Source organism: Paenarthrobacter sp. GQ52 (genome assembly GCF_059759005.1).
In genome coordinates, this window is the sequence record NZ_JCAXEJ010000004.1 from 221,484 (window position 1) to 245,135 (window position 23,652).

Genomic DNA, 23,652 nt, shown 5'->3' on the forward strand with positions numbered 1-23,652 from the left:
AGCCTGCGCTCTGTTAATAGAGGAGAGAGCTAATGAACCTGACCAAGAGATCGCTTGCGGTTTCTGCCATCGTTTTTCTGGGAGCTTTAGGAATTGCGCCGGCAGCGTCTGCAACGATCCACCCGATTGTAGAATCCTATGACTGCGCCTCGGAGACCGCCTTCGCACAACATCCACTTGGAGACGTCGCTGATCCGCCCGGCGTAACACCCGGATACGGCAGCCATTCAGATACAAGCTCCCTACGCTCACTGAACGTGATCACAGACGGCTTCCAGGATTTCTCGAGCCCGGCGCTTTCTGATTTCAAGCTCAATGGCGAATGCGGCCACTCTGGCCCATAACCTCCCGCTCCGGAGCCCGGACTGGGCCGGCTCCGGACCTTTCCAGCTACTCACGCCATGGATGACAGAGTACAAAATGACCCACGGGACCACTCACAAATTGCTCGATGCCTACCCCAAAGACCTTGGCGACATTGATCAGCACAAACTGGCCGAATGCATCTCGGCCTGTTTCGCATGCTCACAAGCCTGTACTGCCTGCGCAGATGCCTGTTTAAGTGAGGACATGGTGGCCGAGCTGACCAAATGCATCCGCGCAGATCTGGACTGCGCGGACATCTGCACCACGACGGGAAACATCCTCTCCCGCCATACCGGTTACGACGCCAACATCACCCGAGCAGTGCTCCCCGCCTGCGCCACGGTATGCAAGGCATGCGGCGAGGAATGCCAGCACCACGTGGACATGCATGAGCATTGCCGGATCTGTGCCGAGGCTTGCCAACGCTGCGAGCAAGCCTGCAACGAACTCTTAACTTCACTGGGCTGATTGGATCATGCACATGGGCAGCCGAGATGCTTGACCCCTTGTAGGCCGTACCAAACTTCGCGGCTTCGGTGCTCTTTGCTGTTTCATTTCTAAGGAAGTGGAAGACCAGACAGATCATCTGAATTGGCTCAGGTCGATGCTGGCCTAAAGGGCTGCCTTAAACGGTGGTCCCATTAGAAGGTGGTGAGATGGGCTCATGTTACCTAACCGTGGTTTCGACCGATGGTCGCCTTCAGTGACGCGGTCGTGGCAATCGCCATCACGCGCGTTGTTCTGCCGCTTGTCGATTTAGCCCACGATGGCACCCATGAAACGGTCGCTCAATTCCTAAGAGACAATGCCTTGGCTCTTGCTGCAGTTGCCTTGAGTTTCGTAGTGATCGGGAACTTGTGGCAGGCTCATCATGAAGTCTTCGAAAGCATCAACGGCTTTACAAGAGTGATGATGCAGATCAATTTCATTTGGCTTGCTGCGATCGTCTTTCTACCGCTGCCGACTGTGCTGATCGTATCTGAAACCAATTCGGACCAGCTCGGCACTGTGCTCTATATCGGAACAATTGTGGCCGGGCGCCCGGGAACACTTGACCGGCGCCTCCAGATAGCAAAGTGGGGTCTCGTGCCGTCCTGGGCAAAGGACACCAAGATCGGATCCAAGCTGATAAATGCCCGCAGCGAGAGCATCCTGGAGAAGCCCTCCTTCCGGTCAGCTGCGGTCAAGCGCAGGGCTATCGTTCCCGCCGAGGGCTACTACGAATGGCAGAAGACCGAGGACGGCAAGAAGATCCCGAACTATCTGTTCTCCGAGAAGGAACCGTTGCTGGGCTTCGCTGGCCTGTATGAGTTCTGGCCTGATCCTGCCCTGCCCGAGGCCGATCCAGAACGTTGGCTGCTGACCTGCACCGTCCAGACCCCAGTCACCCAGGACGCTCTGGGGCACGTCCATGACCGGCCCCCGGTCATCATCCCGAAACACCTCTTCGTGGAATGGCTTCGACCCGGACCTAACCGATAGAGCCGACGTCCAACACTTCATAGAGTCCCTGCCGGAACCCACGCTAACTCCGCGCATCGTCACCACCCGCGTGAACAGCACGGGTCAACAGCGCCCCGAGCTGATGAACCAGCTCAGGGGCGGTTCCGCGGGCAAGGTGACCTCGTCAGGGCACCCATGAGGACGCCCTAACGTTTCAGCACGCCGCGGCAACTTTCCTACTCCCAGAAAACCACCCCGGCCCCACCTATTGACGCCCCCGATTCCCCATGACACCATGATGACCACATATTGATACCGGTATCAACATGTTTCAACTCTCTCAGGCGTCATATCGAAAGGACCACCCGTGCTTGGCTTCAAAGAAGAGGAATTCCTCACGCAGACCCGCAGCGCACTGGCGTTGCAGGGGCAGATCGAATCGGTTGTTGACTCCATCCAGGAGCGGGAACTGACCAACCTGTTCCTTATCGGCGCCGGCGGAACCTACGCCGCGATGCTGCCCTACGAGCACTTCATCCGGTCCCGCTCCACCCTGCCTGTCCGCGCCTCCATCGGCAAAGAGCTCATGCTCACGGATGACCCCACATTCGGCCCCGGTTCCGTGGCTGTCTTTGCCTCCGTTTCGGGCACCACGGAAGACGTTATCGAGGCCATCGAGTTCGCGAAGGCCAAGGGCGCCTACACCGTAGGGTTCACAGGATTCGGAGATAGCCCGTTCGCCAAAGCCCTCGATGTCGCCTTGGTGACCGAACCCAAAACCTGGCCGTTCGACATCCCGATGATTCTCTTGAGCACCCGTCTCCTTGCCGCGCGGGGCGAATTTGAAGGGTACGAAGAACTGGCGGCGGAACTAAAGACCGTCCCCGAAAGCTTGGTCGGCGTCGCCCGTCAAGCAGAATCCGTGGCGGAAGCCTTTGCCGAGAAGAACAAGGACGCTGACTACCATTTCCTTGTCGGCACCGGAAACCTCTGGGGCCTCACCTACCTCTATTCCATGTGCATCCTGGAAGAGATGCAGTGGCTTCGCACAACCCGCGTGCACGGTGCAGAGTTCTTCCACGGCTCCCTGGAACTCATCGAAGAAGACACCAGCCTCATGCTGCTCCTGGGCGAGGATGAGACCCGCCCGCTGATGGACCGTGTGGCCAAGTTCGCCGAAAACTACAACAAGAACACCACTTTGCTGGACAGCAAGGACTACGAACTCCCGGGGGTCAGCCCACGATTCCGTGCACTTCTTGCCCCGCTGATTCTGGACACGGTTCTTGACCGTTTCAGCAAGCACCTCGAACGCGTCCGCAACCACTCCCTGGACCTGCGCCGTTACTACCGGGTGGTCGAATACTGACCAAAACGACGCCCGCAAAGGCATAAGGCCGCGCTGCGGGTCCGGTTCTGTCCGGGCCCGCAGCTTCGAGACAGGAAGAGCATGAAAGTAATCGGGTTCGGGGACAACATCGTGGACCGTTTTCTCGACCGCAAAGTGATGTACCCAGGGGGAAACTGCGTCAACGTCGCGGTCTTTGCCCGCCGGCTGGGCGTTGAGTCTGCCTACCTCGGCGTCTTTGGCTCGGATCCGCTGGGCGCTTTTGTCCGCGATGCCATTGATGCGGAGGGCGTTGACACGAGTCAGTGCATCATCCGCGATGGCGGCCTTAACGGGGTCACTGAAATCAAAGTGGTGGACGGCGACCGGATCTTCCTGGGCTGGAACGAAGGCGGCGTCACCACTAGTGACCCCTTCGCGCTGGAGGATGATCACCTGAAGTACCTGGCTTCAGCCGATCTGGTGCATTCGAGCGTGTATTCCGCGTCCGAAACCCAGCTGCCTGCCGTTCGAAGCACAGGGACGCTTGTCAGTTTTGATTACTCGTCCGAGCCTGAGCGTCGAACAGACTCCTATTTGATGCAGACGGCGCCCTACGTGGACCTGGCGCTTTTGTCGTGCGGAAACATGACCATTGCCGCCGTCGAAAATGACCTCAGGCGAGTACATGCGGCGGGCGTTTCACTTGTGGTGGGGACGCGCGGTCAGTCAGGCGCAGTGATGTACGACGGCGAACGCTTCCTCACGCAGGCGGCGGCACCTACCGACCCGCTTCGGTTCGCCGACACCATGGGTTGCGGCGATGCCTTCCTGGCAGGACTCGTAGTCAGCCTGCTTGGCTCCGGCTGGAGACGGGCGTACCGGCCGCCGACCGACGCTTTGCAGAAAGCCCTGGTCCGTGGGGCGGAGTCGGCCGCGGCTCAGTGTTATGTGGAGGGCGCCTTTGGATACGGCAGGGCAGTCGAGGTAGCGGCCGGGCAGCCGCGGTAGCTACTAGGATCTGATGCAAAGACAAATCAACGGACGGAACCGCAAACGCGGTTTCCACAACTGAAGGGGGCCGGATGGCGACGGATCATCAGAACCACCCGGCTGCCCCCACCATTACCGAAGTAGCAGCAGCTGCGGGAGTGGGGAGGGCCACGGTCGCCCGAACCCTTGGGAACTATGGTTCGGTCAGTGAAGCCACGCGTGCCAAGGTGATGCGGGCCGCCGAGAAATTGGGCTACCAACCGAACACGCTGGCTCGAAGCATGACCACAGGGGTCACCAAAACCCTTGGAATTGTGCTGGCGGACGTGGCCAACCCGTTCTTCTCAGGCGTGCTCAAAGGCATCTCGGAAACGGCGAAAACAGCCGGCTATGACGCCATCATTCTGAGCACCGACGAGAAGCTTGAGCTGGAGCGCGATGCCATCGCTGTCTTGCTGGCAAAGCAAGTGGATGGCCTCGTTGTGGCCTCCGCGGCAGGCCGGAGCGACGACGTCTCGCATCTGTCCAATGCCATTGATCGCGGAACTCCTGTAGTGCTTATCGACCGTTTGGTGGACAAGCTGGACACGGATTCGGTGGTCATCGACAACCGGGAAGCTGCGCGATCGGCCGTAGCCTCGCTCATTCACAACGGGCATCGGCGCATTGCGTTCGCGTGGGGGCCGGTGACCCTGAGCCCGGCGACGGACTTGAAACAGATGCACAGCATCCTGGATGAGGCCCTCTGGAGTGATGGCGAACGGTTGAGGGGTTACCTCGACGCGCTCGAAGAGGCCGGGATCCCTTTTGACACTGCACTCATCACTCACGTCCTCAAGAACGAGGGCCAGGCGACGCGGGCTGTCAGTGGAATGCTGGCTTTGGCGGACCCGCCAACTGCCATTTTCACTACCGAGACTGAGGCGACGGTTGGGGCATTGCATTCGCTCCGCGCCAAAAACCTGCGCCTGCCAAAGGACGTCTCCCTGATCGGGTTCGACGACAGCCCTTGGGCTGCCGTCATGGAACCGCCGCTGACCATGATCCAGCAACCCATGCGCCAGATGGGGGCCGTTGCTTCCCAGCAGCTCATTGCCAGGATCGACGGCGATACGTCTGCCGCGAAGAAACACGTCCTGCCTTCCCTGCTCGTCGCCCGCTCCTCGGACGGCCCTGTGCGGGCTGCCCGCAGCGACTAGAAATTCCTCCCTGTAAATTTCTGTAGCTCTCTTCCCCGCTGCCCCAAATCATGATTCACTGTGGTACCGGTATCACAAATTCCATCCCCAAGTCCCATCCCAGGAGTTACCCCTTCAGCCCGTCTCCGTGAAGCACATCCCAACGGCGGGCATGACTTCCCACTCCCATAGGGTGGCCCCCGGCTGATCGGCCCTTCGACCGAAAGAAGACATGATGCGTAAAAGCACCCAATCACTGATGGCATTGATGGCCGGCGCCGCTTTGGCGCTTACCGGCTGTTCCGACGGCGGTAGCCAACCGGCTGCTGTCCTGGATCCCAACGCTGAGCCACAGTACACAGGAACCCTCAGCATCCTCACGAAGTTTGGCGGAGACCCGCTGGAGCCGTACTTTGAGGATCTGGCTGCGGAATACAAGAAGCAGCATCCGGAAGTGTCCTTCGATCTGATCCAGGAGACGGACCAGAGCATCAAGGACAAGACCAAGACGCTGACTGCGTCCCAGGCAATGCCTGACATCTACTTCACGTGGGCTGGCAGCTGGGCCAACAACTTCATTGATGGAGGACTCGCGGCAGATTTGACCCCGGTCATTGCCCCCGGCACAGAGTGGGGGAACAACTTCGGCGAATCCGCACTGAAAGCATTTGCCAAAGACGGCAAGTACTTCGCGGTCCCGCTCTACAACAACGGCAAGTTCATGGGTTACAACCAGCGGATCTTCAAAGAACTCGGCCTGACACCGCCAACCACCTTCGATGAACTCATCTCATCGTGCTCCGTGCTCAAGGGAGCCGGCTACGAGCCGATCTCGTTCGGTAACAAGGACGGCTGGCCGGGGCTGCACTACTTGCAGCAACTTTTCGCCTACGAGGTGCCGGCCGAGACGCTGCAAGCAGACTTCAGCCCGGAAACGGCCAAGCTCGAGGACAAGGGTTACCTCAAGGCCATGGACCAGTTCACCACCCTGGTCAATGAGTGCACCGGCAGCGGCAAGGATTCCAACGGTGTTCTCTACACCACGGCGCAGCAGGCATTGGCTGAGGGGAAGTCAGGTATGTACTACCAGGAGATCCTGGAGTTCGACTCCACCGCATCTGCCGAGTCAAAGCTCAAGCAGGATGGATTGGGTATCTTCAAGCTTCCGGCGGCAACAGACGCCAAGGGCGATCCGAAAGCAATTGAAGGTTCCCCCGAGGGCTACATCATCAATGCGCGTTCCAAGAACGCCGCACTGGCAGCAGATTTCATGAAGTTTGCCACCAACAGCCAGAATGCTGCGAAACTCTCCGCTCCGCCGTATGGGCAGCCCAGCGCAGTCAAGGGCGCAGTTTCCACTGAAAATTCTTCCGGACCTGTCATCGAGGGCATCAAGCAAGTCAATGAAGCGTCCGCGGCGATAACCTGGCTGGACTCCGTAACTGTTCCCGCGGTGGCTGATGCCTGGCTCGCCGGCGGGGAGGCCTTGGTGGCCGGAACTCAGACCCCCGATCAGGTCCTTGCCTCCGTCCGAGCAGCTTCCAGTGCAGCAAAGTAGCAGGCGGAGCCATGACCGTTTCCGATACTGCCTGGAAGCCGGCGGCCCCGCCACCGGCGCCCGTTTCCACTAAGTCCCCGAAAGGCCGGGCTGCCAAGTCTGCCCGAACACGTCGCTGGCGCAACGTTGTGTGGGTGCTGCCGGCTGTCCTGCTGCTGGGCGTGTTCGCCTACCTGCCCTTGGTGCAGAACCTTGGCTTCAGTTTCCTCAAGTGGGATATCTACAGTGGCCGCCAAACCTTTGTGGGGGCGGACAATTACGTCCGCATGTTCAACGACCCCATCTTCTGGAAGTCACTCCTTAACAACACGCTCTACGCGATCATCTCCATCGCATTCCAGGTATTCGGGGCGATGCTCCTCGCTGCGATGATCGAGGGACTACGAAGCCAACGTTGGAGGGGAATCCTTCGAGCCGTCTACTTTGTACCCTCCGCGATCTCTCTGACAGTCGCTGGTCTCTTGTTCTACTTCATCTACGAACCCGAGATGGGCATCCTGAACGCGTCCCTGGACTTCCTGGGCCTCGGAAACTTCACTCAGGCCTGGCTGGGCCAGGAAAACACGGCGATCTTTGCCATCATCGCCATGAGCCAGTGGCAAGGCTTCGGGTACTGCACGCTTCTCTTCTCGGTGGCACTCCAGCGGATCCCCTCGGAGCTGTATGAAGCCGCATCCATCGACGGCGTTGGTCCCTTCCAGCGATTCTTTTCGATTTCCTTGCCGCTCGTCAGGGAAATGACCGGCCTGATGATGATTGTCACGGTGTCCGGAGCCTTCCAAGTGTTCAACGAGGTCATGGTGATGACCAGCGGAGGACCGAACAATTCCAGCCAGGTCCTCGGCACCTGGCTCTACAGAAGCGGATTCGTCCGCAACGACTTTGGCTACGCGGCCGCCGTCGCCACTGCTGTTTTCATCATCACGCTGGTCCTGGCCGTCATTCAGCTTCGTATCTCCAAGAAAAGGAGGGTCCAATGGTGACGCGCTCAGCTGTACTGCTGGTACTCGGACGGGTCCTGATCAAAGCGTTCCTGGTTGCCCTCGCCGTCGTCGTTATTTATCCGCTGGTTTGGATGATGCTGAACGGTGTCAAGTCCAACTCCGAGCTGTTCTCCAATCCCTTCGCCCTGCCCATTGCCTGGAAATGGGATAACTACGTCACTGCATGGAATCGGGGAGTGGGTGACTACCTGACTACCAGCGTTTTGGTCACGGTTGCTTCCACCGTTGCGACTGTATTCATCAGTGCTTGGGCAGCCTATGGACTGACCAGGGTGAACATCCCCTTCAACAGGGTGGTGCTCGTCCTCATCCTTGGCGGCCTCATGCTTGCTCCCACGGTGGCTCTGATCCCGCTGGTCAAGATGTTCCAGAGCTTGGGTCTCTACAACAATCTCTGGGCATTGCTGATTCTGTACACGGCGTTCCGTGTTCCGTTCACAACGTTCCTTATCCGGGCTTACATGATGGACCTGCCCGCAGAGGTGGATGAGGCAGCATCAGTGGACGGCGCTTCCAAAGCCCGGGCGTTCTGGCAGGTCATCTTGCCCATGTGCAAGCCGATCCTGGTTTCGACTGTCCTCCTCAACATCCTGTTTACGTGGAACGAGTACCTGTTTGCCATGGTCTTCACCAGCGGGGGAGCGTTGCAAACCCTGCCGGTTGGGCTGACGAATCTTATGTCCAAGCACGGCACGGACTACCCCGTGGTGTTCGCGGGCATGGCCATCGCCGCAATTCCAGTGATTGTGCTCTTCTTCGCCGGGCAGCGGTACTTTATCCGTGGACTTGCCGATGGAGTTGGTAAGTAGCCATGAGCAAACTGGGCTTGGATCAGGTCAGCGGTTCAAACTTCGCCTACCAGCACCACACGCTTGAGCGTTGCCTTGATGATATGGCCGAACTGGGAAGGACCAAGGTAGAGCTCTGGGGCATCGCCCCGCACCTTCACATACCTCAAACTGATTCAGCACATCTGCGCAAGGTGAAAGGGCAGTTGCTGGAGCGGGAGCTCGCCGTCGCCTGCCTTACCCCTGAACAGGTTGCTTATCCCGTCAATATTGCTTCGGGGGAAGAATGGCTTCGAGATCAAAGCCTGCAATTCTTCTTACGTGCGGCGGAGGTATGCAGCGAGCTGGAGTCTCCGCTTTTATTCCTGACTGCGGGACGAGGCTACGAGGACGAACCAGTTGAGGGCGCTTGGGTGCGTTCCGTGGAAGGCCTCCAAACCATCACTCAGCGGGCTGCCGAACTTGGTGTAGCTTGCGTCCTTGAGCCTCTTCAACGTGTCGAGTCGAACCTCGTCACTGACGTCGGCTCGCTTCGTTCAATGCTCGACGACGTCGGATCCTCGACTTTGGGGGTGGTGATTGACACTGTTGCCCTGGCAGCAGCGGGAGAAAGTATCAGCGACTATTCAAAGGCTTTCGGCGGGGGCATCCGACACGTTCACCTGGTTGACGGCGCTCCCACTGGACACCTGGCTTGGGGCGACGGTTTTCTGGATCTGGATGAGATTCTGCGCGAACTCAGCCAGCTGGACTACAGCGGAGCCCTGACGTTTGAACTCTTTGGCGACGGCTCCTACGCCTTGAATCCCCGCGCTGCTGTAACGCAATGCCTCGACGCTGTTGAGGTTAGCTTGGCGCAGATGGCGGCTTAACCGGCTAGAGTGCCGGGGCAAGGGATTGGGGTTCTCCTTCCGCCAAGCGAGCGTCGCACACCCTAGGGGCGGCGACGCTCGCGCGGTACATCACGCGATGCTAAGCCTTTAGTTTGGGCTTCACATCCTTGTTGTAGATACCTTCCAACGTTCCTCTGAGCTCAGTGAGAGTCGATTTCACATCCGCTTTTTCGTTCATGATTTTGGTAGCAGCCTTGGCCAACTCCTGGTCTCCGCCGGGGAGGAACGTTCGCGCGAAGTCCTGGGTCCTGGTTACCTCGAGCTGGTCCACCACGGTTTGGAACTCCGGTGTCTGAGCAACAATCGCCGAAATATCTGCTGCTGCAGCTACCGGAAGGTATCCGGTAGCTGCAGACAAAGCCGTTGTGCTCTGCGCGTTGGTCACAAAGGTCACAAATTTGGCGGCTGCCAGCTGACGTTCCGGAGAAGTCTTGCTGGCCACCACCAAGCCTGAGCCGCCGGTTGGGCAAACTTGCGTACTCGCGGCGGAGCCTCCCGGCAAGAATCCGACGCCGATCCTCATGTTTGCTTCCTTCGCCGCCTTTAAGGTGGCAGCCAGGTCTGCGGACGAGCTGATGGTGGCACTTACCGCCCCTGCCTGCAGATCCGTGATGGCGTTCTTGGACGAGACTCCCGCCCAGCCATGTTTCACAATGGAATCCTGCACCCACTGCATTGCAGCGGTGGAAGCCCCAGAATCAGCCGTAATGTCCCATTCCTTTGACCAACTGCCGCCTTGTCCCCAGAGAACGTTCTGGAGGGTCCACCCGGCATAACCCGCGATCGCCGGGTATTGATAGGCATTCTGGTATCCGGAGCCCGCCGAATTTGCCTCCTTTATCCTGGGCGCCCACTCTGCGAACTCCTCCCAGGTTGCCGGTGCGCGTTCAGGAACGCCGGCAGCCTTGAAATGGTCCTTGTTGAAGTAGAACAACGGCGTGGAGCGGGCATACGGGACGGCCCATTGCTGGTTAGCGTGTTTGTAATCGCCGATCAGGCCGGGGTTGTAGTCGGAAGTGCTCACACCGACGGCTTTCAGGAGATCGTCAATTGGCAGGATGGCCCCCGAGACGGCGTACCGGAACCACCACACGTCAGAAGCGACAACGACGTCCGGTACTTCACTGCCTGCCTGGGCGGTTTGGAACTTTTGTGCCACTTCCTCGTAGTTTGAGCCGCCCGTGATGAGGTTGACGGTGATACCCGGGTTTGCTGACTGGAAGGCTTCAATCAGCTTCATTTCCGTGTCCCGGGATTTCCCTGGGTGGCTGGACATAAAGCTGATACTTGAGGCCGGCTTGATCTTGGACCATTCGTCCGGGGAGAGAGTCTTGAGCGCCGTGCCGGCACCGTCGGTGGAGGGGCCTGCGCACGCTGCCATAGCGGCGGCGCCGATAGTGGCTCCGGCCAAACCGAGGAAGTGCTTTCGGGTAAGTGATATCGACATGGAAAAGCTGCCTTTCTAGTGGTCGAAGTGCATTGAGCAGAACTTCGATGTGGTGGGCTTCAGCCTGTGACTGAGCCTTGAGTGAGGCCGGAGACGATGTAACGCTGCAATGCAGCAAAGATGACCAGAATCGGCAGGAGGACGATCACGGCGCCGGCCATGAGCATGCCCCAGTTCTGCGTGCTGCCATCACTATTGACCAGCTGCGTCAGCCCGACGGGAAGGGTCATCATGTCCGGATGGTCCGTGACGATGAGCGGCCAGATGTACTCGTTCCACTCGGAAACGATTGTTACCAAAGCAACGGTCGCGATGCTTGGCACCGACACGGGCACAACAATCTTCCAGAGCTTTCGCCAGTGTCCCGCGCCATCGATTTCCGCTGACTCCATGATCGCCTGAGGCAGGGTAAGGAAGTGCTGCCGCAGGAGGAAGGTGCCGAACGCGGTTCCCAGGCCGGGAAGGATGATCCCCCAATAGGTATTCAGGCCTCCCATTCCAGCTATCAACACATAGTTGGGAAGAACCGAAACCTGCGGTGGGACCATCAGCGCCACCAGGATCAGCAGGAAGATGACCCTCTTGAACGGGAATCGGACAAAGACCAGGGCATAGGCCGTAAATACGGCCAGGATGCATTTGATCGTGGACCCAACAACGGTAACGATGACGCTGTTGAGGAAGAACCGGGCGAACGGCACGGTGGACGCTGCGTCCGCATAGTTCTGCAGGTTCGGGTCTTTCGGGAGCAGGGTCAGGTTTGTTGTGACTATTTCCCCTGGTGCCTTCAATGACGACAGCATCATCCACAGGAGAGGAACGAAAACGACGAGCGTTGCCAGAATGAGTGGAACGTAACCTCCCGCGATGGTCCTGCCCAGGTTTTGCCAGGAGAGCGGACGGTCGCGGGTGGGAGGAGCTTCAGTGGTATCGGTGCTCATGAGTAGTGAACCTTTCGCTCCACAAACCGCAACTGCACGGCTGTCATGATGAGCAGGCCCACAAACAAAACAACGGAGATAGCCGCCGAGTATCCCGCCCGGTTGTAGGAACCGAACGCTTGAAGGTAGGAATCGAAGATCAAAGTGCTGGTTCCGTTGCCTGACGGAGTCATGATCCGAATGATGTCGAACGCCTGCAGGGAGCTTAGTAATGAGGTGATTAGGAGGAAGAACGTGGTGGGGGATAGCAGGGGAACCACAATCGACACGAAGCGCCGGACATTGCTGGCACCGTCCAAGGCCGCTGCTTCCATGAGCTGCGTGGGAATGGACTGCAGGCCGGCTAGATACACCACAGCGCAGTAGCCGAGATTTTTCCAGACATAAACGATGGTGACCATCACAAGAGCAAGCTTCGGATCATTTACCCATTGCGGACTTGCCTGCCCCACACCGCGAAGGATCCAGGAAAGGACGCCGTACGTCGGATCGAAGATGAACAGCCATACCAAGCCGACGCCCACGCCTGATAGGACGTAGGGGGCGAAGACCACAGCCCTTGCAAAGGTCCTGCCCTTGAGTCTCTGATTCAGCGCAAGCGCCACCAGAAGACCCAGAATCATGGCGCCACCAACAGTCGTGATGGTAAATACGGCGGTGACGCCCAAGACGCTTGAAGCATCCGGAGACGTGAAGAACTCCACGTAGTTGCCTACACCCACGGCGGTGGCACTAGCGGACCCGAGGGTCCAGTCCAGAGTGGAGTAGTAGATGTTCGTAATGAGCGGACGGTAAGTGAATAGAAGGATGAGCAGGACATTGGGTGCCGCAAATGCAGCAAATACCCAGGCGTCCCTTTGCGTTCTTCGATTCCAGCGTCGCCTCTTGATGCCGGCTATTGGCGGTCTGTTGACCGACCCCCGGCTTGATTCAGCACCGTGGCTTTCCGGGTGAACCTGTTCATGCATTCCACCCGGCGCCGTAGAGGCGGCGACCGGTGCGCCATTTGTGTTTGATCTGCCCATAGAGAACCCTCACGTTGACCCCCTCGTCATCGCTGTCCGGGCGATTTAGCACTTGCTGAAAAACATCTGTTTCATATTTGACCTGACAACTTAACCTCAGGTCATTGCTCAACCTACACACTTACGAGAGCTATCACAAGACTCATTTTCGGAATTGTGGATATCGCCGATTCCGCTGCCAGCGCGGGGTTTCTGACCTCACGCGAGCGCTGAAAATAGCATGTAGTTACATTCTGACAAAGCCTTGGGTGAAGATCTGCACAAACGTGCAGATCCATTGACTGGAACGTCCACACGTTGGAAGCATTGCAGCCAGACCGGCTCACGCCGCGTTTACTTTTCGAACAGCTTCTGCCTGGAACATCCGCTATCGGACTGGGTCTTCCACTTGGACTACAGAAGAAGGGGGTCTTACCGAGTAACAGGAACAGGAGCATCAAGTGATCTTCAGCGCTGATACGCAGTGGTGGCATATGTGCTTGGCTTTGGCCGTGGCGCTTGTATTGTCGACAGCCATCGGATTTGAACGTCAAAGCAAAAACAAGTCGGCGGGTATGCGAACACACGCCATGGTGGGTTTGGGTGCAGCGCTGTTCATGGTGGTCAGCAAATACGGGTTCAGTGATGTGCTGGCGGTGGATTTGGTGAGGTTGGATCCCTCCCGCCTGGCCGCACAGGTAGTGTCGGGCATAGGTTTCATCGGGGCTGGGCTTGTATTCGTAAGGCGAAATCAGGTGCGGGGCCTCACCACGGCCGCCTCCGTTTGGGTGACTGCAGCTGTCGGAACTGCCGCGGGAGCTGGCTTGGTGTTGCCCGCAGTGTTCGTTACTGCAGCCCATTTTGTCATCGTCTACGTCTACCCTGTGGTGACCGGGAAACTTCGCTTCGGCTTTCCGAGCCAGTGGCTGCTCAGAGTTAGCTACGTGGATGGGGTCGGCGCCCTGAGGGATGTTCTCCATACATGTACCGAGCAAGGATTTCGCGTTCAGGGCTTTGCCACCATGCGGGGTTCGGGAGAATCCAAGGGCGTGATGGACCGATTGATGCAAGGCTCGGAAACCGCTGTGGCTGACCTCGTTGAAATTGAGCTGGAAATTGAAGGAACCATGGCTGCATCGGACATCGTGGCCAGGCTCTCCCAGCTCTCCACTGTTACTGAAGTTTCCGTCGTTGACGAAGCCGAATAGGGAGCACAAGTGATTGAGATTCAAGGACATCGGGGCGTATTGGCCGATCGTCATGGCAACACCCTGGCGAGCTTCGTCGAGGCGCTCCGTCTTGGCGTCGACGCCATTGAAGTGGACGTCTGGCTCACTTCTGATGGCCAGCTTGCGCTGCGCCACGATGCGGTTATCGATGACAGGGACATCAGGCTTGAGAAGCTTCGTGAAGCCAAAGTAGAGAAGCACCTCGCGACGACAACCGACGTCGATATCGAAACCCGTGTGCCATCACTTTCTGAAACCTTGGCTCTTCTGCGTTTTGCCAATGCCAGTGGCGTCATTTTGGATATTGAGGTCAAAACTGAGGGGGCAGCCTGGGACGAGTACGGTCATGGGATTGTGACGGCGCTGTCCAAGGTCTTGGCGGCCCATCAAGATGAACAAGCTTTGCGGGTCCGGAGCTTTGATCCCCAAATCATCAAGGCAATGTCCGGCGTATTGCCGGGAGTCCCTTTGGTCGCGCTCAGCAGGGCAACCCCGACCCGCTCTCCCGGACTTTACCCGTCGACTGCTCAAGACCTGGTGGACGCGGCCTTGGCCACCGGAGCGTCCGCCGTTGCGCCGGCTGTTGGAATTCTCGACGCCGGTTTGGTCGCCGCAGCCCATGCCGCTGGGCTGAAGGTGTTTCCGTGGACATTGGAGACAGGCGAAGAGATTAGCGCAGCAGCCGCTCTTGGCGTGAACGGTATATGCGTGAACGACGTCGCCATGGCCCGGCGAGCCTTGACTGAGCTGGGCAAACCGCTTCCACCAGCCCGCCCGATATCGCTGCCTCTTCTGCACCCCGCTACCTCCGCCTGATCGGGAAGGAGCCGCTGGGCTCAATGTCACTGGATTCCTGTGCCGGGGCAGCCCCAGGAGTTGGGGTTTTCCTGGCAGGTGTCGGCGACGAGTGCTTTTTCTGTTTTCCAGACTTGGATGGTTTTTGCGGGTGTGGTGATGTCCAGGGTTCCGTTGATGGGTAGTGGTGGTCCGTTGTTGACGGAGTAGGTGCCGGTGAAGCTGGTGGTGAGGGTGGCTTGGTAGTTGCCGGTGTCTGTGTAGGTGTGGCTGGTGCGTGTCTCGTTGTTGAGCCATTCGGCTTCGGGGATGGAGTATCCGGCGGCGGGTGTTGGTCCGAGGGTGGTGCCGTCGCCGAAGGTGTAGGTGTAGTTGGCGGGTGTGGCGGTCAGGTGGACTGTTTGGCCGAGGATGGTGACGTTGAAGCCTTGTTCTCCGGTGGTGGCGTAGAAGTTGGTGGGTCCGCCTTTGAGGGTGTGGGGGAAGGGCTGGGCTTCGAGGTTTCCCGGGTTGACGGGAAGTTGTCGGAAGTCGGTCAGGATCCTGGCCGCGATGTTGGCCAAGACGTTTTCGGGCTCGGGGTCGTAGAGGCAGGTGGGCCCGCTGACCGGGATCCAGTCTGTCCAACCGGGGTTGGTGATCGCCTTTGGTGCCTCCTTCCAAATGACTGGGGTGCCTTCTTCACCTGCGGGCGTGGTGGCCGGGCAGTTGAGAGCGTCGCAGCCGGGGTCCTTGGTGTCGGGTCCGTCGGCACGGCAGTGGGTATCAGCCAAGTACTGATTTGGATCCTCCGAACCTGCAGGGGAGCTTGACGTTCCACCGAGATTGGGTGTGAGCTGTCCGGTTGTAGGGTCGATTTTGAACCGGGCACCAATATCAATTCCACCATCGCCTGCATTGTGTGCAGCCCATGTGTCATCAGCATTCGCGGACGGTAATGCCAGAGTGCAACACGCTATTAACCAAAATGCGATCCCGATGGCTGCGCGGATGACCGCGGAAGTCCTAGTCGATGACGCCAAGGTCTACCACCGTCCAAGCGCCGTCAGCAAAGCTAGCGAAAAAGGCGAATGCATCATTTGATGCTTCTGATCTCGGCCGCCCGACACTTCCGTCCGCGTTGTAATAGTCGATTTGGTCTTGAATGACCTGCACCTTGGCCGTCTTCAGCCTGTCGATAGTCCACTGCATCTCTATGACCGGCACGGAAATCTTGCCACCTGCTAGCCATCGCCCATCCACAAATCCGTCCTCGCCGGACTCTTTGAGACGAAGACAAAGCCGGCAATCTTGGGAAATCAGGGGTAGCCAGGCCGACATGTCACCTGTCTCTCCTACGTAGGACAGCTGCGCATACCAGTACCCGATAAACGCCTCCAGCCCCGCCTTTGAATTCTCCTTCGCCAGCTCGGGCATAACAGGCACGGGGACATTCTGTGCTTTCCCTTGTGCATCAGCTGGCTTGTAAACGGCGGGCGTTGGCGGAGTAGCCGAAGCCTCGGGAACTGAAAAGCTTGAGGTGGGCGTCGCCGTCGTCGTGCCTGTTTCTGTCGGTGGGCTGCCGGGTGTGACGCCGCCCTGGCAGCCGCTCAAGAGCATCGCAAGAGCGAGAGCCAAAACCGCTGGACGGGCGCGAACAAAAGACGAAGACATGAACGAGTGGCGTGGCATGACAGGCTCCCCAGCAGCTGTTTTGGTGGTGTGTCGGCCAGTCTAGGTGGGGCAAACAACCGCGTCCCAGTCAGGAATTCGCGATTGTGGATAACCCGCCTATGGTCTCCGAATGTTCCCCGGCGTATTCTTGCCTCGCCGGCTTGTCATCGCACGCATCTTATTGGGGGAACCATGTCCACGATCGAACGCCCACGCCTGTCCACGTCAGGACGCCTGCTATCGGCAGCCTTGCTCGTCGTGATGCTGGTACTCAGCGCCTGCTCGTTTCCAACGCCTGTTGCGCAGTCCACGCCTGCGGCGTCGTCCGAGGCGCCAGCCGCCGATGTGGGCGCAAGCGCGAATCCTGACGCAAGCACGGGAACGGGTGGTGTCTACGGCGAGTTCGGATCTATGTCCGAGGCCTGTCTTTCGGTAAGCGCCACCATGCTGAGCGTCACCATCCTTCCGCTTGCGGCAATGGCTGGAGGCACGCCCGAGGACATCGAGAAGGCTAAGCAGGAGTTGTCCCAAATGGAGGGCAAAGTGCCGGAAGAACTAAAGCCGGCCTTCGAGAAACTTCGGGCCTTCACAGAGGCTGCGGGCTCGGACTTCAGCAAATACGGCGACGGGCAGTTTGAAGAACTGATGAAGCCCATCCAGGACTGGACCGAGAAGAACTGTAAGTAGCTGCCACCGGGCACGCTCCCTTCTCTCCGACGCTTCTCCCAAAGCGTCGGAGCTAGACGCTAGGGTGGTACTCAAGAGAAGGGGAGTGCTCCGTGGAAGACCAGAACGTGCAGCTTGATCCCGTGCCTGGGGGCGAAATCCTTGGTACCGGACGCACCATCATTTCCGAGGCGGCCGTCGCCAAAGTAGCGGGTATCGCTGCCCGCACAGTGCCCGGCGTCTACTCCTTGGGCTCGGCTCCGTCCCGCGCGCTGGGTGCCATTCGCGACGCCGTCGGCAGCTCGGACCACGCAGCAGGCGTCCGCGCCGAGGTGGGGGAGACCCAAGTGGCCGTGGACATCACGTTGGTTGCACTCTACGGTCACCCTTTGCACGGCGTCGCCAACCAGGTCCGGGCTGCGGTCTACCGGGCTGTGGAGGAACTGGTCGGCCTTCAGGTGATTGAGGTCAACATCGAGATCACTGATGTCTTCATTGCACCGCCGGCCAAACCCGCGGGTAGCAAGGCAGTGGTAGTGGAAAGGGAGGTTCTCCAATGAGCATGACCGTGGTGGGAATCGCTATCGGCGCTTTCGTGGCTTTCATGTCCTTCTCGTTCGGACTATGGGGCTTCCTGATCTCGCTGCTGTTCATGGGCATCGGCGCGCTGCTTGGCCGCGCGGCTGACGGCAAGCTGGATCTCCGCAGTGTGCTGGACGCCATTACGGGCCGGCGCTCTTCGTCATGAGCGTGGCTGAGGCTGTGGACTACACCACCAGCCTGGCCGGCCATAACCGGATCAGTACCCAGGCATTGACATCGTTGGCTCGGGCCGCTGCAGCGGAGGCGCTCGGCGTTGAGGCCCACGACATCCGAGCTGATTGGGCGGACGACGACGGACTGTTGGCTTTGTCCATCGTGGCACCTATCAGCGTCCCGGCTTTGACCGGGGTGTTGCGTGATCCGCAGCGTGTCCAAGGATTTGGAGGGTCCATCTGGGATCGTGCCGTGGCGGCCAAGGCTTTTGTTCTTGAAACGGTGACGCGGCTTAGCGGCTCCCAACTCAGCAGGGTGGATATCAGGATCAGTGGAGCGCACGTCACTGAGGGAGGCCGCGTCCAGTGACCCAGGATCAGGAAACACAACAATTGAAGTCAATGGACCCGAACGCGGGAGCCAGCCCGGTTGCCGGGGAAGACCCCGGGATGAGCCGTATCCTGCGCCGTGAGACGCATTCGTCCCGCGCTGGAGCATCCGTTATCGCGGCCGTCCTGGTCATCGTTCTGTGTGTCTACGCACTCCTCGAAGCAGGTGTCCGCGCCATCGGGCAGCCACCCTGGCTGATCGATCCCACCACTGCGGCGGAGCGCATCATCGCACTCCCGGAAGGCATCTCACCTCTGCTGCTCGGTGCGAGTGGTGCCGTCATCGCCATGGTTGGGCTCTTCTTCCTCCTCCATGCTGTTCTGCCGGGCCGGCGCGCCCGCCACTTGCTCCGGGACCCGCGTACCGCCGTCGTGGTTGATGACGAAGTCCTGGCCTCTGCGTTGGCGCGTCGTGCACGAACTGCCGCGAACGTCACCCAGGAACAAGTCATGGTGGTTGTCTCGCGACAGATGGTTGTGGTGAACGTGCGGCCAACCTCGGGCAGCCGGGTCAGCGAAGAAGCCGTGCTTACTGCTGTGCAGGCTGAACTTGAAGAGATGTCGCCGGTGCCCATGCCTGTTGTCAAGGTGAACCTGGCGTCGTCGGGGGTGATCGGGGCGTGAACGGAACACCGCGGGCCCTCAACCGTGTACTGCTCTTCATTATCGGTGTGAAACTGCTGGCCGTCGGCCTGCTTCTCCTGCTGTTGGCCACCGTCCCGGCAGTGGCCACGTGGTGGCATGGTTGGTCGGCTTCTGTTTGGGCGGGCGCCGAAGATGCCTTCAGGCAAACGCACCTCCCAGGACGTGAAGAGAGCTGGCTGTGGATCGTGGCAGGCCTCATCCTGGTGGCGATCATCATCGCGATGATCGCTTGGTTGTCGCAGCAAGGCAAAGGCAGGGCCAACCTTCTGGTGGCCAGCGACGACGACAGCGATGTGGACGGTGAAGTCCGGATCGGCGGGGGCGTCGCCGAACAGGTGCTACGGGCCGCCTTATCTGAACGGACGGACTTGGCTGGTGCATCGGTGGCGACCCTGGAGGTAAAGGGCAAACCGGGTCTACGTATTCGTATCCAACCGAGGCAAGGAGTGGCGCCTCATATCCTCGCGGCTGAAGTGTCTCAGCTCGTTGAAGCGCTGGACCTCGTGATCGGACAGAAGACCCCGGTGCTTGTCCACATGGTTTCCGGTGCCCGATCCAGGTTTACCAAAGCCGAAAGGGTCCGCTGACAAGGCCCACACAGAGAAACATCCACAAAAATACAGCGCATCCGCATCCATAGCCTGCCTTGTGTCGGTAGTAGGGGTATCAGCAAAATCCCCGCACGTCGGGCCGATTGAGGAGAAGGATATGCGCAGCAGAATACTTACGGCAGGAGCAGGAGCCAGCGCCGCAGCACTGGCAGCAGCAATCGTCTTGGCTGTCCCCGCACAGGCGGCGGAGGGTGACGCGCACCTGTCCGTACTGCACGGAGTGCCTGGGTTAACCGTTGACGTCTGGGTCAACGGAGCACGAACCCTGGACGACTTCGCTCCCGGCACTCTGGCCGGGCCATTGGCACTTCCGCCCGGTGCCTACGATCTGGCCATTACCGCCTCGGACGCTGCCGATGCCTCTGCCCCCGTTATCGGGCCAGTGACGGTGACCTTGGCAGCGAACGGCAACTACACCGCCGTCGCCAACCTCGATGCGGCCGGGAAGCCAACCGCGAACTTCTTCACGAACGACGTCTCGCGCATCGATGCCGGCAAGGGCAAGCTGACGGTCCGGCACACGGCCGCGGCGCCAGCTGTGGATGTGCTTGCCGGCGGCACAGCCGTGGTGACCAACCTGGCCAACCCCAATGAGCAAACGCTCACCCTTGACCCGGGTACGATTTCGGCCGCAGTGGCAGCAGCGGGTACGACAGCACCTGTCATTGGCCCGGCCGATGTGACGGTGGCCGAAGGCACGCACACCATCGTCTATGCGTGGGGAAGCCTGACTGACAAGAACCTTCAACTAGCGGTGCAGACCATTGACGGGCTGCATTCGGCTCCCGGATCGGTACCAGGCGCCCTGGACGGCTCATCGGGCAGTGTCCCGACAGAACAGATGATTCTGGGCGGCGGACTCGCGGCGGCAACGTTGCTGCTGATCGTCGTGGGGCTTGGAAAGGTTCGCACGTCCGCCGCAAGGAAGTCCTAAGGCCAAGGCAACAGCATGACATAAGAGCGGAACAGGTCCTGGTCGTCCGATAACGACGGCCAGGACCCCGCATCAATCACGGCAGCCGGAGCATCCTGCCGTAGACCGCCAGGAAACAACCGTAATGACACCAAGTAAGCCAAGCCGAAGCCGCCGGATGGCGGCGCTCGCCGGGATGGCAGTGCTCGTTCTGACGGCATGCGGAACCGCGACACCGTGGACGGCCGGTAGTTCTTCCAGTGAGGCGAGCGGCCCGAACCCCAGCCAGCAGCAGACCCAACCGTCGCTGCCCCCTGCCGAGCCTTCCCGACCACCTGCCGAAGTCTGGCTGAAGGGCACAACTCCCACGCAGCCCGCGGCGGCTCCCCCTCCTGTGTCGCTCAAGGTGGCCGGAACGTCGATTGACATGGCCGTTATCCCCGTGGGGGTCGCGCCCGGTGGGGCTATGGAGATACCGGAGACCTTCTACCAGGCCGGATGGTACCGATTCGGATCCGCCCCTGGAGCCGCGGAAGGCACAGCTGTCCTGGCCGGACACATCGACACCACCTCTGACCAAGCGCCGTTTTCCCAGCTGAAATCCTTGCCGGCCGGAACCTTGATAACCGTAGGGCGGGAGGGTGCTCCCGCACTCAACTATCGGGTTGTCTCCGTCACGCTGATGGCCAAGGACGCCTTTGACGGCGACTCGCTGTTCCGCCGGACCGGACCGCACGAACTCAAGGTGGTCACCTGCGGCGGCAGATGGCTGGACGAACGAATGGACTACAGCGACAATGTGATTGTCACCGCGGTCCTTGAATAAGCACCCCAACCCGGCCGTGGTCCTCGTCGCTGACGCCGGGAAGGAGTCTCCTTTGGTATCCCCAAACGAGGTTTCTTCCGAGTGGGACGATACGTTGACCGCCTCATTCATAGCGGGGGATGAGTCTGCACTTGTGGCTGCTTACAGGCAGTTTGCCCCGCTGATTCACACGCTCGCTTTGAGGTCCTTGAGGGACCGTGCCGCGGCCGACGACGTCACCCAAGAGGTGTTTCTCCGGGTGTGGCGTTCGCGGGACACCTTCAACCCCGAGGTCGCGCGCCTGCCGGCATGGATAGTGGGCATTGCACGCCACGTCATTGCGGACGCCCACTCAGCGTCGAACCGGGAAGTTCGTAGAGTCCTTGCCGTCGCCCAGGTGCAAGACACCGGCGGCGGAGGTCCTACGGAGGTAACTGTCGAGGTGCTGGCCGACAAGCTGCTGCTGGACGGCGAACTCGACCGGCTTGGTGAACCGCAGGGTGCCATCATGAAATTGGCATTCTACGAAGACCTGACGCATGAGCAGATTTCCCGCAGGCTTGAACTACCGCTTGGTACCGTCAAGAGCCACATTCGGCGCAGCTTGATCCACCTAAGAAGCAGACTGGAGGTTGACCATGCCGCACATTGATCCGGAAGAGTTGAGCCTCCTGGCGCTATACGGTGACTGGCTCGATGAGGAGGGCCGGCAGCACCTTAGCGGCTGCGATGCCTGCTCGGCGGAGTACGCCGCATTGCGCCGCGCCGTTGACGCCATGAAAACCACGCCGGACAGCAGCACCCTTGAGGTGCCCGGGCCCAGCGTGTGGAGTGGTATTCACCGGGAACTGGGTTTGTCGGACGCAATCCGGGAAGACCCCTTGGGCTCCGCAGCGGGCCCTGCAACAGGAACTGAAGCCAGCAAGCCCGGCATTAACGGTCCAACCGAACCAGAGCAACCAGCAGCACCACCCGCGAACATACGTTCCGTCAAGAAACGTCCCCAAGGGTGGCAACGCCGCGGGACCTGGCTGGCGGTCGCCGCAGCAGGTGCCTTGGTCATCGCCGGTGCAACCCTATGGAACATCAACCAGGCGGCAACTCCGTTGGCGCGAGCAGAGTTGTCGCCACTTGCCCAGCACACTGCTACAGGATCGGCGACAGTCCTTGAGTCCCCTGATGGAACGCGAACCCTGGAAGTGAAACTGAGCAAAGAAGAAGCGCAGGGCTACCAGGAGGTCTGGCTTATTGGCACGGACCTCACACGGCTGATCAGCCTGGGAATCATGAAGTCGGACTCAGGTACCTTCCCGCTTCCGGCGGACCTGAATCTGGCCGATTTCCCCATCGTCGACGTTTCGGATGAACCACTGGACGGAAATCCCGGCCACTCCAGCGTCAGCATCGTCAGGGGCTCGCTCACTTCCTGAGGGCCCTTCACTGGTGTGAATCGCATTGGCGTGGGCGGCCCTGGCGCTCTCAGTTGCGGGTAGCCTGAATCCCATACCGAAGGACAGGAGGCCCCAGTGGCTGGAACAACAGTGGCTTCAACATCTGCGCCTGACAATTCTCTGCTCGAGACCACCGTGGCCGGGCTTATGGCGGAACTGGCGGCACTGGAAGAACCCCGCGCCCGCGAGGTGAATGAGAAGCATGGTGATGACCATGGGGTAAACCTCAGCAAACTGCGGGCCGTCGCGAAGCGGCTGAAGACCCAGCAGGATCTCTCGCGGGAGCTCTGGGACACGGGTGACACCGCCGCCAGGTTGCTGGCACTCCTGATCTGCCGACCTAAGGCTTTTGAGCGGGCCGAATTGGACAGCATGCTGCGCGAAGCTCGGACTCCCAAAGTGCAGGACTGGCTAGTGAACTACGTCGTCAAGAAAAGCCCGCACTCTGAAGATTTGCGGGTGGCATGGTTCTCCGACCCCGATCCCGTGGTGGCAAGTGCCGGCTGGGCGCTGACCTCCGAACGAGTTGTCAAGAAGCCCGAAGGCCTGAACCTCGTGCAACTGCTCGATGTTATCGAGGCAGACATGAAGGGCGCTCCCGACCGCCTCCAATGGGCCATGAACCACTGTCTGGCCCAGATCGGGATTGAGTTCCCGGAGCACCGGGCCAGGGCCTTGGACATTGGTGAGCGCTTGGAAGTGCTCAAGGACTATCCCACGCCGCCTAACTGCACCTCGCCGTTCGCGCCGGCCTGGATCAATGAGATGGTGCGGCGCAAAGGCTGACCATCCGCGAG

At 59.7% G+C, this 23,652-nt stretch carries 28 protein-coding genes; 23 read left to right on the top strand and 5 right to left on the bottom strand.

All coding sequences use genetic code 11. The annotated features are described in order from the left end of the window. Positions 1-32: 32 nt before the first annotated feature. The 10 genes from AC6CH8_RS08180 to AC6CH8_RS08225 all read left to right on the top strand — a co-directional run bounded on the left by AC6CH8_RS08180 (position 33) and on the right by AC6CH8_RS08225 (position 9,529). Entirely contained in the window at positions 33-344 is a 312-nt protein-coding gene (locus AC6CH8_RS08180) for a hypothetical protein (protein ID WP_498189854.1), read from the top strand. 76 nt (positions 345-420) lie between these two features. Then, positions 421-834 carry a four-helix bundle copper-binding protein gene (locus AC6CH8_RS08185; RefSeq protein WP_498189855.1) on the top strand — a complete coding sequence of 138 codons (414 nt, stop codon included), beginning with the start codon at positions 421-423 and terminating at the stop codon, positions 832-834. Between the two features lie 222 nt (positions 835-1,056). Beyond that, entirely contained in the window at positions 1,057-1,848 is a 792-nt protein-coding gene (locus AC6CH8_RS08190; protein ID WP_498189856.1) for an SOS response-associated peptidase family protein, read from the top strand. A 328-nt stretch (positions 1,849-2,176) separates the two neighbouring features. Continuing rightward, entirely contained in the window at positions 2,177-3,178 is a 1,002-nt protein-coding gene (locus AC6CH8_RS08195) for an SIS domain-containing protein (RefSeq protein WP_178993485.1), read from the top strand. A gap of 81 nt (positions 3,179-3,259) precedes the next feature. After that, complete coding sequence (locus AC6CH8_RS08200) at positions 3,260-4,147, top strand: PfkB family carbohydrate kinase (protein WP_498189858.1); 888 nt, start codon at positions 3,260-3,262, stop codon at positions 4,145-4,147. Between the two features lie 74 nt (positions 4,148-4,221). Then, the gene (locus AC6CH8_RS08205; RefSeq protein ID WP_498189860.1) at positions 4,222-5,328 is read left to right on the top strand and encodes a LacI family DNA-binding transcriptional regulator; all 1,107 of its coding nucleotides are present in this window, start codon (positions 4,222-4,224) and stop codon (positions 5,326-5,328) included. 214 nt (positions 5,329-5,542) lie between these two features. Beyond that, entirely contained in the window at positions 5,543-6,865 is a 1,323-nt protein-coding gene (locus AC6CH8_RS08210; RefSeq protein ID WP_091467455.1) for an ABC transporter substrate-binding protein, read from the top strand. 11 nt (positions 6,866-6,876) lie between these two features. Continuing rightward, entirely contained in the window at positions 6,877-7,848 is a 972-nt protein-coding gene (locus AC6CH8_RS08215) for a carbohydrate ABC transporter permease (RefSeq protein WP_498189862.1), read from the top strand. Further along, positions 7,842-8,678 carry a carbohydrate ABC transporter permease gene (locus AC6CH8_RS08220; protein WP_017199573.1) on the top strand — a complete coding sequence of 279 codons (837 nt, stop codon included), beginning with the start codon at positions 7,842-7,844 and terminating at the stop codon, positions 8,676-8,678. The genes AC6CH8_RS08215 and AC6CH8_RS08220 overlap by 7 nt, the downstream gene beginning before the upstream one ends. A gap of 2 nt (positions 8,679-8,680) precedes the next feature. After that, positions 8,681-9,529: a sugar phosphate isomerase/epimerase family protein gene (locus AC6CH8_RS08225; protein ID WP_498189864.1), complete on the top strand. Its 849-nt coding sequence runs from the start codon at positions 8,681-8,683 to the stop codon at positions 9,527-9,529. A gap of 100 nt (positions 9,530-9,629) precedes the next feature. On the opposite strand, the gene AC6CH8_RS08230 is transcribed toward AC6CH8_RS08225, so the two are convergent. The 3 genes from AC6CH8_RS08230 to AC6CH8_RS08240 are packed head-to-tail and all read right to left on the bottom strand — an operon-like array spanning position 9,630 to position 12,906. Then, on the bottom strand, positions 9,630-10,997 hold the full coding sequence (locus AC6CH8_RS08230; RefSeq protein WP_498189866.1) for an ABC transporter substrate-binding protein: 1,368 nt from the start codon (positions 10,995-10,997) through the stop codon (positions 9,630-9,632). 59 nt (positions 10,998-11,056) lie between these two features. After that, positions 11,057-11,938 (bottom strand): carbohydrate ABC transporter permease, encoded by an 882-nt coding sequence (locus AC6CH8_RS08235; RefSeq protein ID WP_091464863.1) that lies wholly within the window; start codon positions 11,936-11,938, stop codon positions 11,057-11,059. Further along, entirely contained in the window at positions 11,935-12,906 is a 972-nt protein-coding gene (locus AC6CH8_RS08240) for a carbohydrate ABC transporter permease (RefSeq protein WP_498189961.1), read from the bottom strand. The genes AC6CH8_RS08235 and AC6CH8_RS08240 overlap by 4 nt, the downstream gene beginning before the upstream one ends. A 497-nt stretch (positions 12,907-13,403) precedes the next feature. Between AC6CH8_RS08240 and AC6CH8_RS08245 the strand changes: the two genes are divergently transcribed. Both AC6CH8_RS08245 and AC6CH8_RS08250 read left to right on the top strand, forming a co-directional pair. Beyond that, positions 13,404-14,150, top strand: a complete 747-nt coding sequence (locus AC6CH8_RS08245) for an MgtC/SapB family protein (protein ID WP_498189868.1) — start codon at positions 13,404-13,406, stop codon at positions 14,148-14,150. A gap of 9 nt (positions 14,151-14,159) precedes the next feature. Then, the gene (locus tag AC6CH8_RS08250; RefSeq protein WP_498189870.1) at positions 14,160-14,987 is read left to right on the top strand and encodes a glycerophosphodiester phosphodiesterase; all 828 of its coding nucleotides are present in this window, start codon (positions 14,160-14,162) and stop codon (positions 14,985-14,987) included. Positions 14,988-15,013: 26 nt separating this feature from the next. Here AC6CH8_RS08250 and AC6CH8_RS08255 read toward each other — a convergent pair whose 3' ends face one another. Then, positions 15,014-15,739 carry a PKD domain-containing protein gene (locus tag AC6CH8_RS08255; RefSeq protein ID WP_498189871.1) on the bottom strand — a complete coding sequence of 242 codons (726 nt, stop codon included), beginning with the start codon at positions 15,737-15,739 and terminating at the stop codon, positions 15,014-15,016. A 232-nt stretch (positions 15,740-15,971) separates the two neighbouring features. After that, positions 15,972-16,637: a DUF6318 family protein gene (locus tag AC6CH8_RS08260; protein WP_498189873.1), complete on the bottom strand. Its 666-nt coding sequence runs from the start codon at positions 16,635-16,637 to the stop codon at positions 15,972-15,974. A 174-nt stretch (positions 16,638-16,811) separates the two neighbouring features. On the opposite strand from AC6CH8_RS08260, the gene AC6CH8_RS08265 reads away from it, so the two are divergent. The 11 genes from AC6CH8_RS08265 to AC6CH8_RS08315 all read left to right on the top strand — a co-directional run bounded on the left by AC6CH8_RS08265 (position 16,812) and on the right by AC6CH8_RS08315 (position 23,641). Continuing rightward, positions 16,812-17,306 carry a hypothetical protein gene (locus AC6CH8_RS08265; RefSeq protein ID WP_498189875.1) on the top strand — a complete coding sequence of 165 codons (495 nt, stop codon included), beginning with the start codon at positions 16,812-16,814 and terminating at the stop codon, positions 17,304-17,306. 92 nt (positions 17,307-17,398) lie between these two features. Further along, a complete protein-coding gene (locus AC6CH8_RS08270) occupies positions 17,399-17,845 on the top strand; it encodes an Asp23/Gls24 family envelope stress response protein (protein ID WP_498189877.1) in 447 nt (148 codons plus the stop codon). Further along, positions 17,842-18,033: a DUF2273 domain-containing protein gene (locus AC6CH8_RS08275; protein WP_026542624.1), complete on the top strand. Its 192-nt coding sequence runs from the start codon at positions 17,842-17,844 to the stop codon at positions 18,031-18,033. Before AC6CH8_RS08270 ends, AC6CH8_RS08275 begins: the two co-directional genes overlap by 4 nt. Further along, positions 18,030-18,410, top strand: coding sequence for a hypothetical protein (locus tag AC6CH8_RS08280; protein WP_498189879.1), 381 nt, complete (start codon positions 18,030-18,032; stop codon positions 18,408-18,410). Before AC6CH8_RS08275 ends, AC6CH8_RS08280 begins: the two co-directional genes overlap by 4 nt. A gap of 32 nt (positions 18,411-18,442) precedes the next feature. Next, a complete protein-coding gene (locus tag AC6CH8_RS08285; RefSeq protein ID WP_243836650.1) occupies positions 18,443-19,054 on the top strand; it encodes a DUF6286 domain-containing protein in 612 nt (203 codons plus the stop codon). Then, on the top strand, positions 19,051-19,662 hold the full coding sequence (locus AC6CH8_RS08290) for a hypothetical protein (protein ID WP_498189881.1): 612 nt from the start codon (positions 19,051-19,053) through the stop codon (positions 19,660-19,662). The genes AC6CH8_RS08285 and AC6CH8_RS08290 overlap by 4 nt, the downstream gene beginning before the upstream one ends. A gap of 121 nt (positions 19,663-19,783) precedes the next feature. Next, the gene (locus tag AC6CH8_RS08295) at positions 19,784-20,620 is read left to right on the top strand and encodes a DUF4397 domain-containing protein (protein WP_498189883.1); all 837 of its coding nucleotides are present in this window, start codon (positions 19,784-19,786) and stop codon (positions 20,618-20,620) included. 124 nt (positions 20,621-20,744) lie between these two features. Continuing rightward, the gene (locus AC6CH8_RS08300; protein WP_498189885.1) at positions 20,745-21,425 is read left to right on the top strand and encodes a class F sortase; all 681 of its coding nucleotides are present in this window, start codon (positions 20,745-20,747) and stop codon (positions 21,423-21,425) included. A gap of 52 nt (positions 21,426-21,477) precedes the next feature. Next, the gene (locus AC6CH8_RS08305) at positions 21,478-22,056 is read left to right on the top strand and encodes an RNA polymerase sigma factor (RefSeq protein ID WP_498189886.1); all 579 of its coding nucleotides are present in this window, start codon (positions 21,478-21,480) and stop codon (positions 22,054-22,056) included. Continuing rightward, positions 22,043-22,834: an anti-sigma factor domain-containing protein gene (locus AC6CH8_RS08310; protein ID WP_498189887.1), complete on the top strand. Its 792-nt coding sequence runs from the start codon at positions 22,043-22,045 to the stop codon at positions 22,832-22,834. Before AC6CH8_RS08305 ends, AC6CH8_RS08310 begins: the two co-directional genes overlap by 14 nt. A 96-nt stretch (positions 22,835-22,930) precedes the next feature. Further along, positions 22,931-23,641 carry a DNA alkylation repair protein gene (locus AC6CH8_RS08315; RefSeq protein ID WP_498189889.1) on the top strand — a complete coding sequence of 237 codons (711 nt, stop codon included), beginning with the start codon at positions 22,931-22,933 and terminating at the stop codon, positions 23,639-23,641. Positions 23,642-23,652 lie beyond the last annotated feature (11 nt).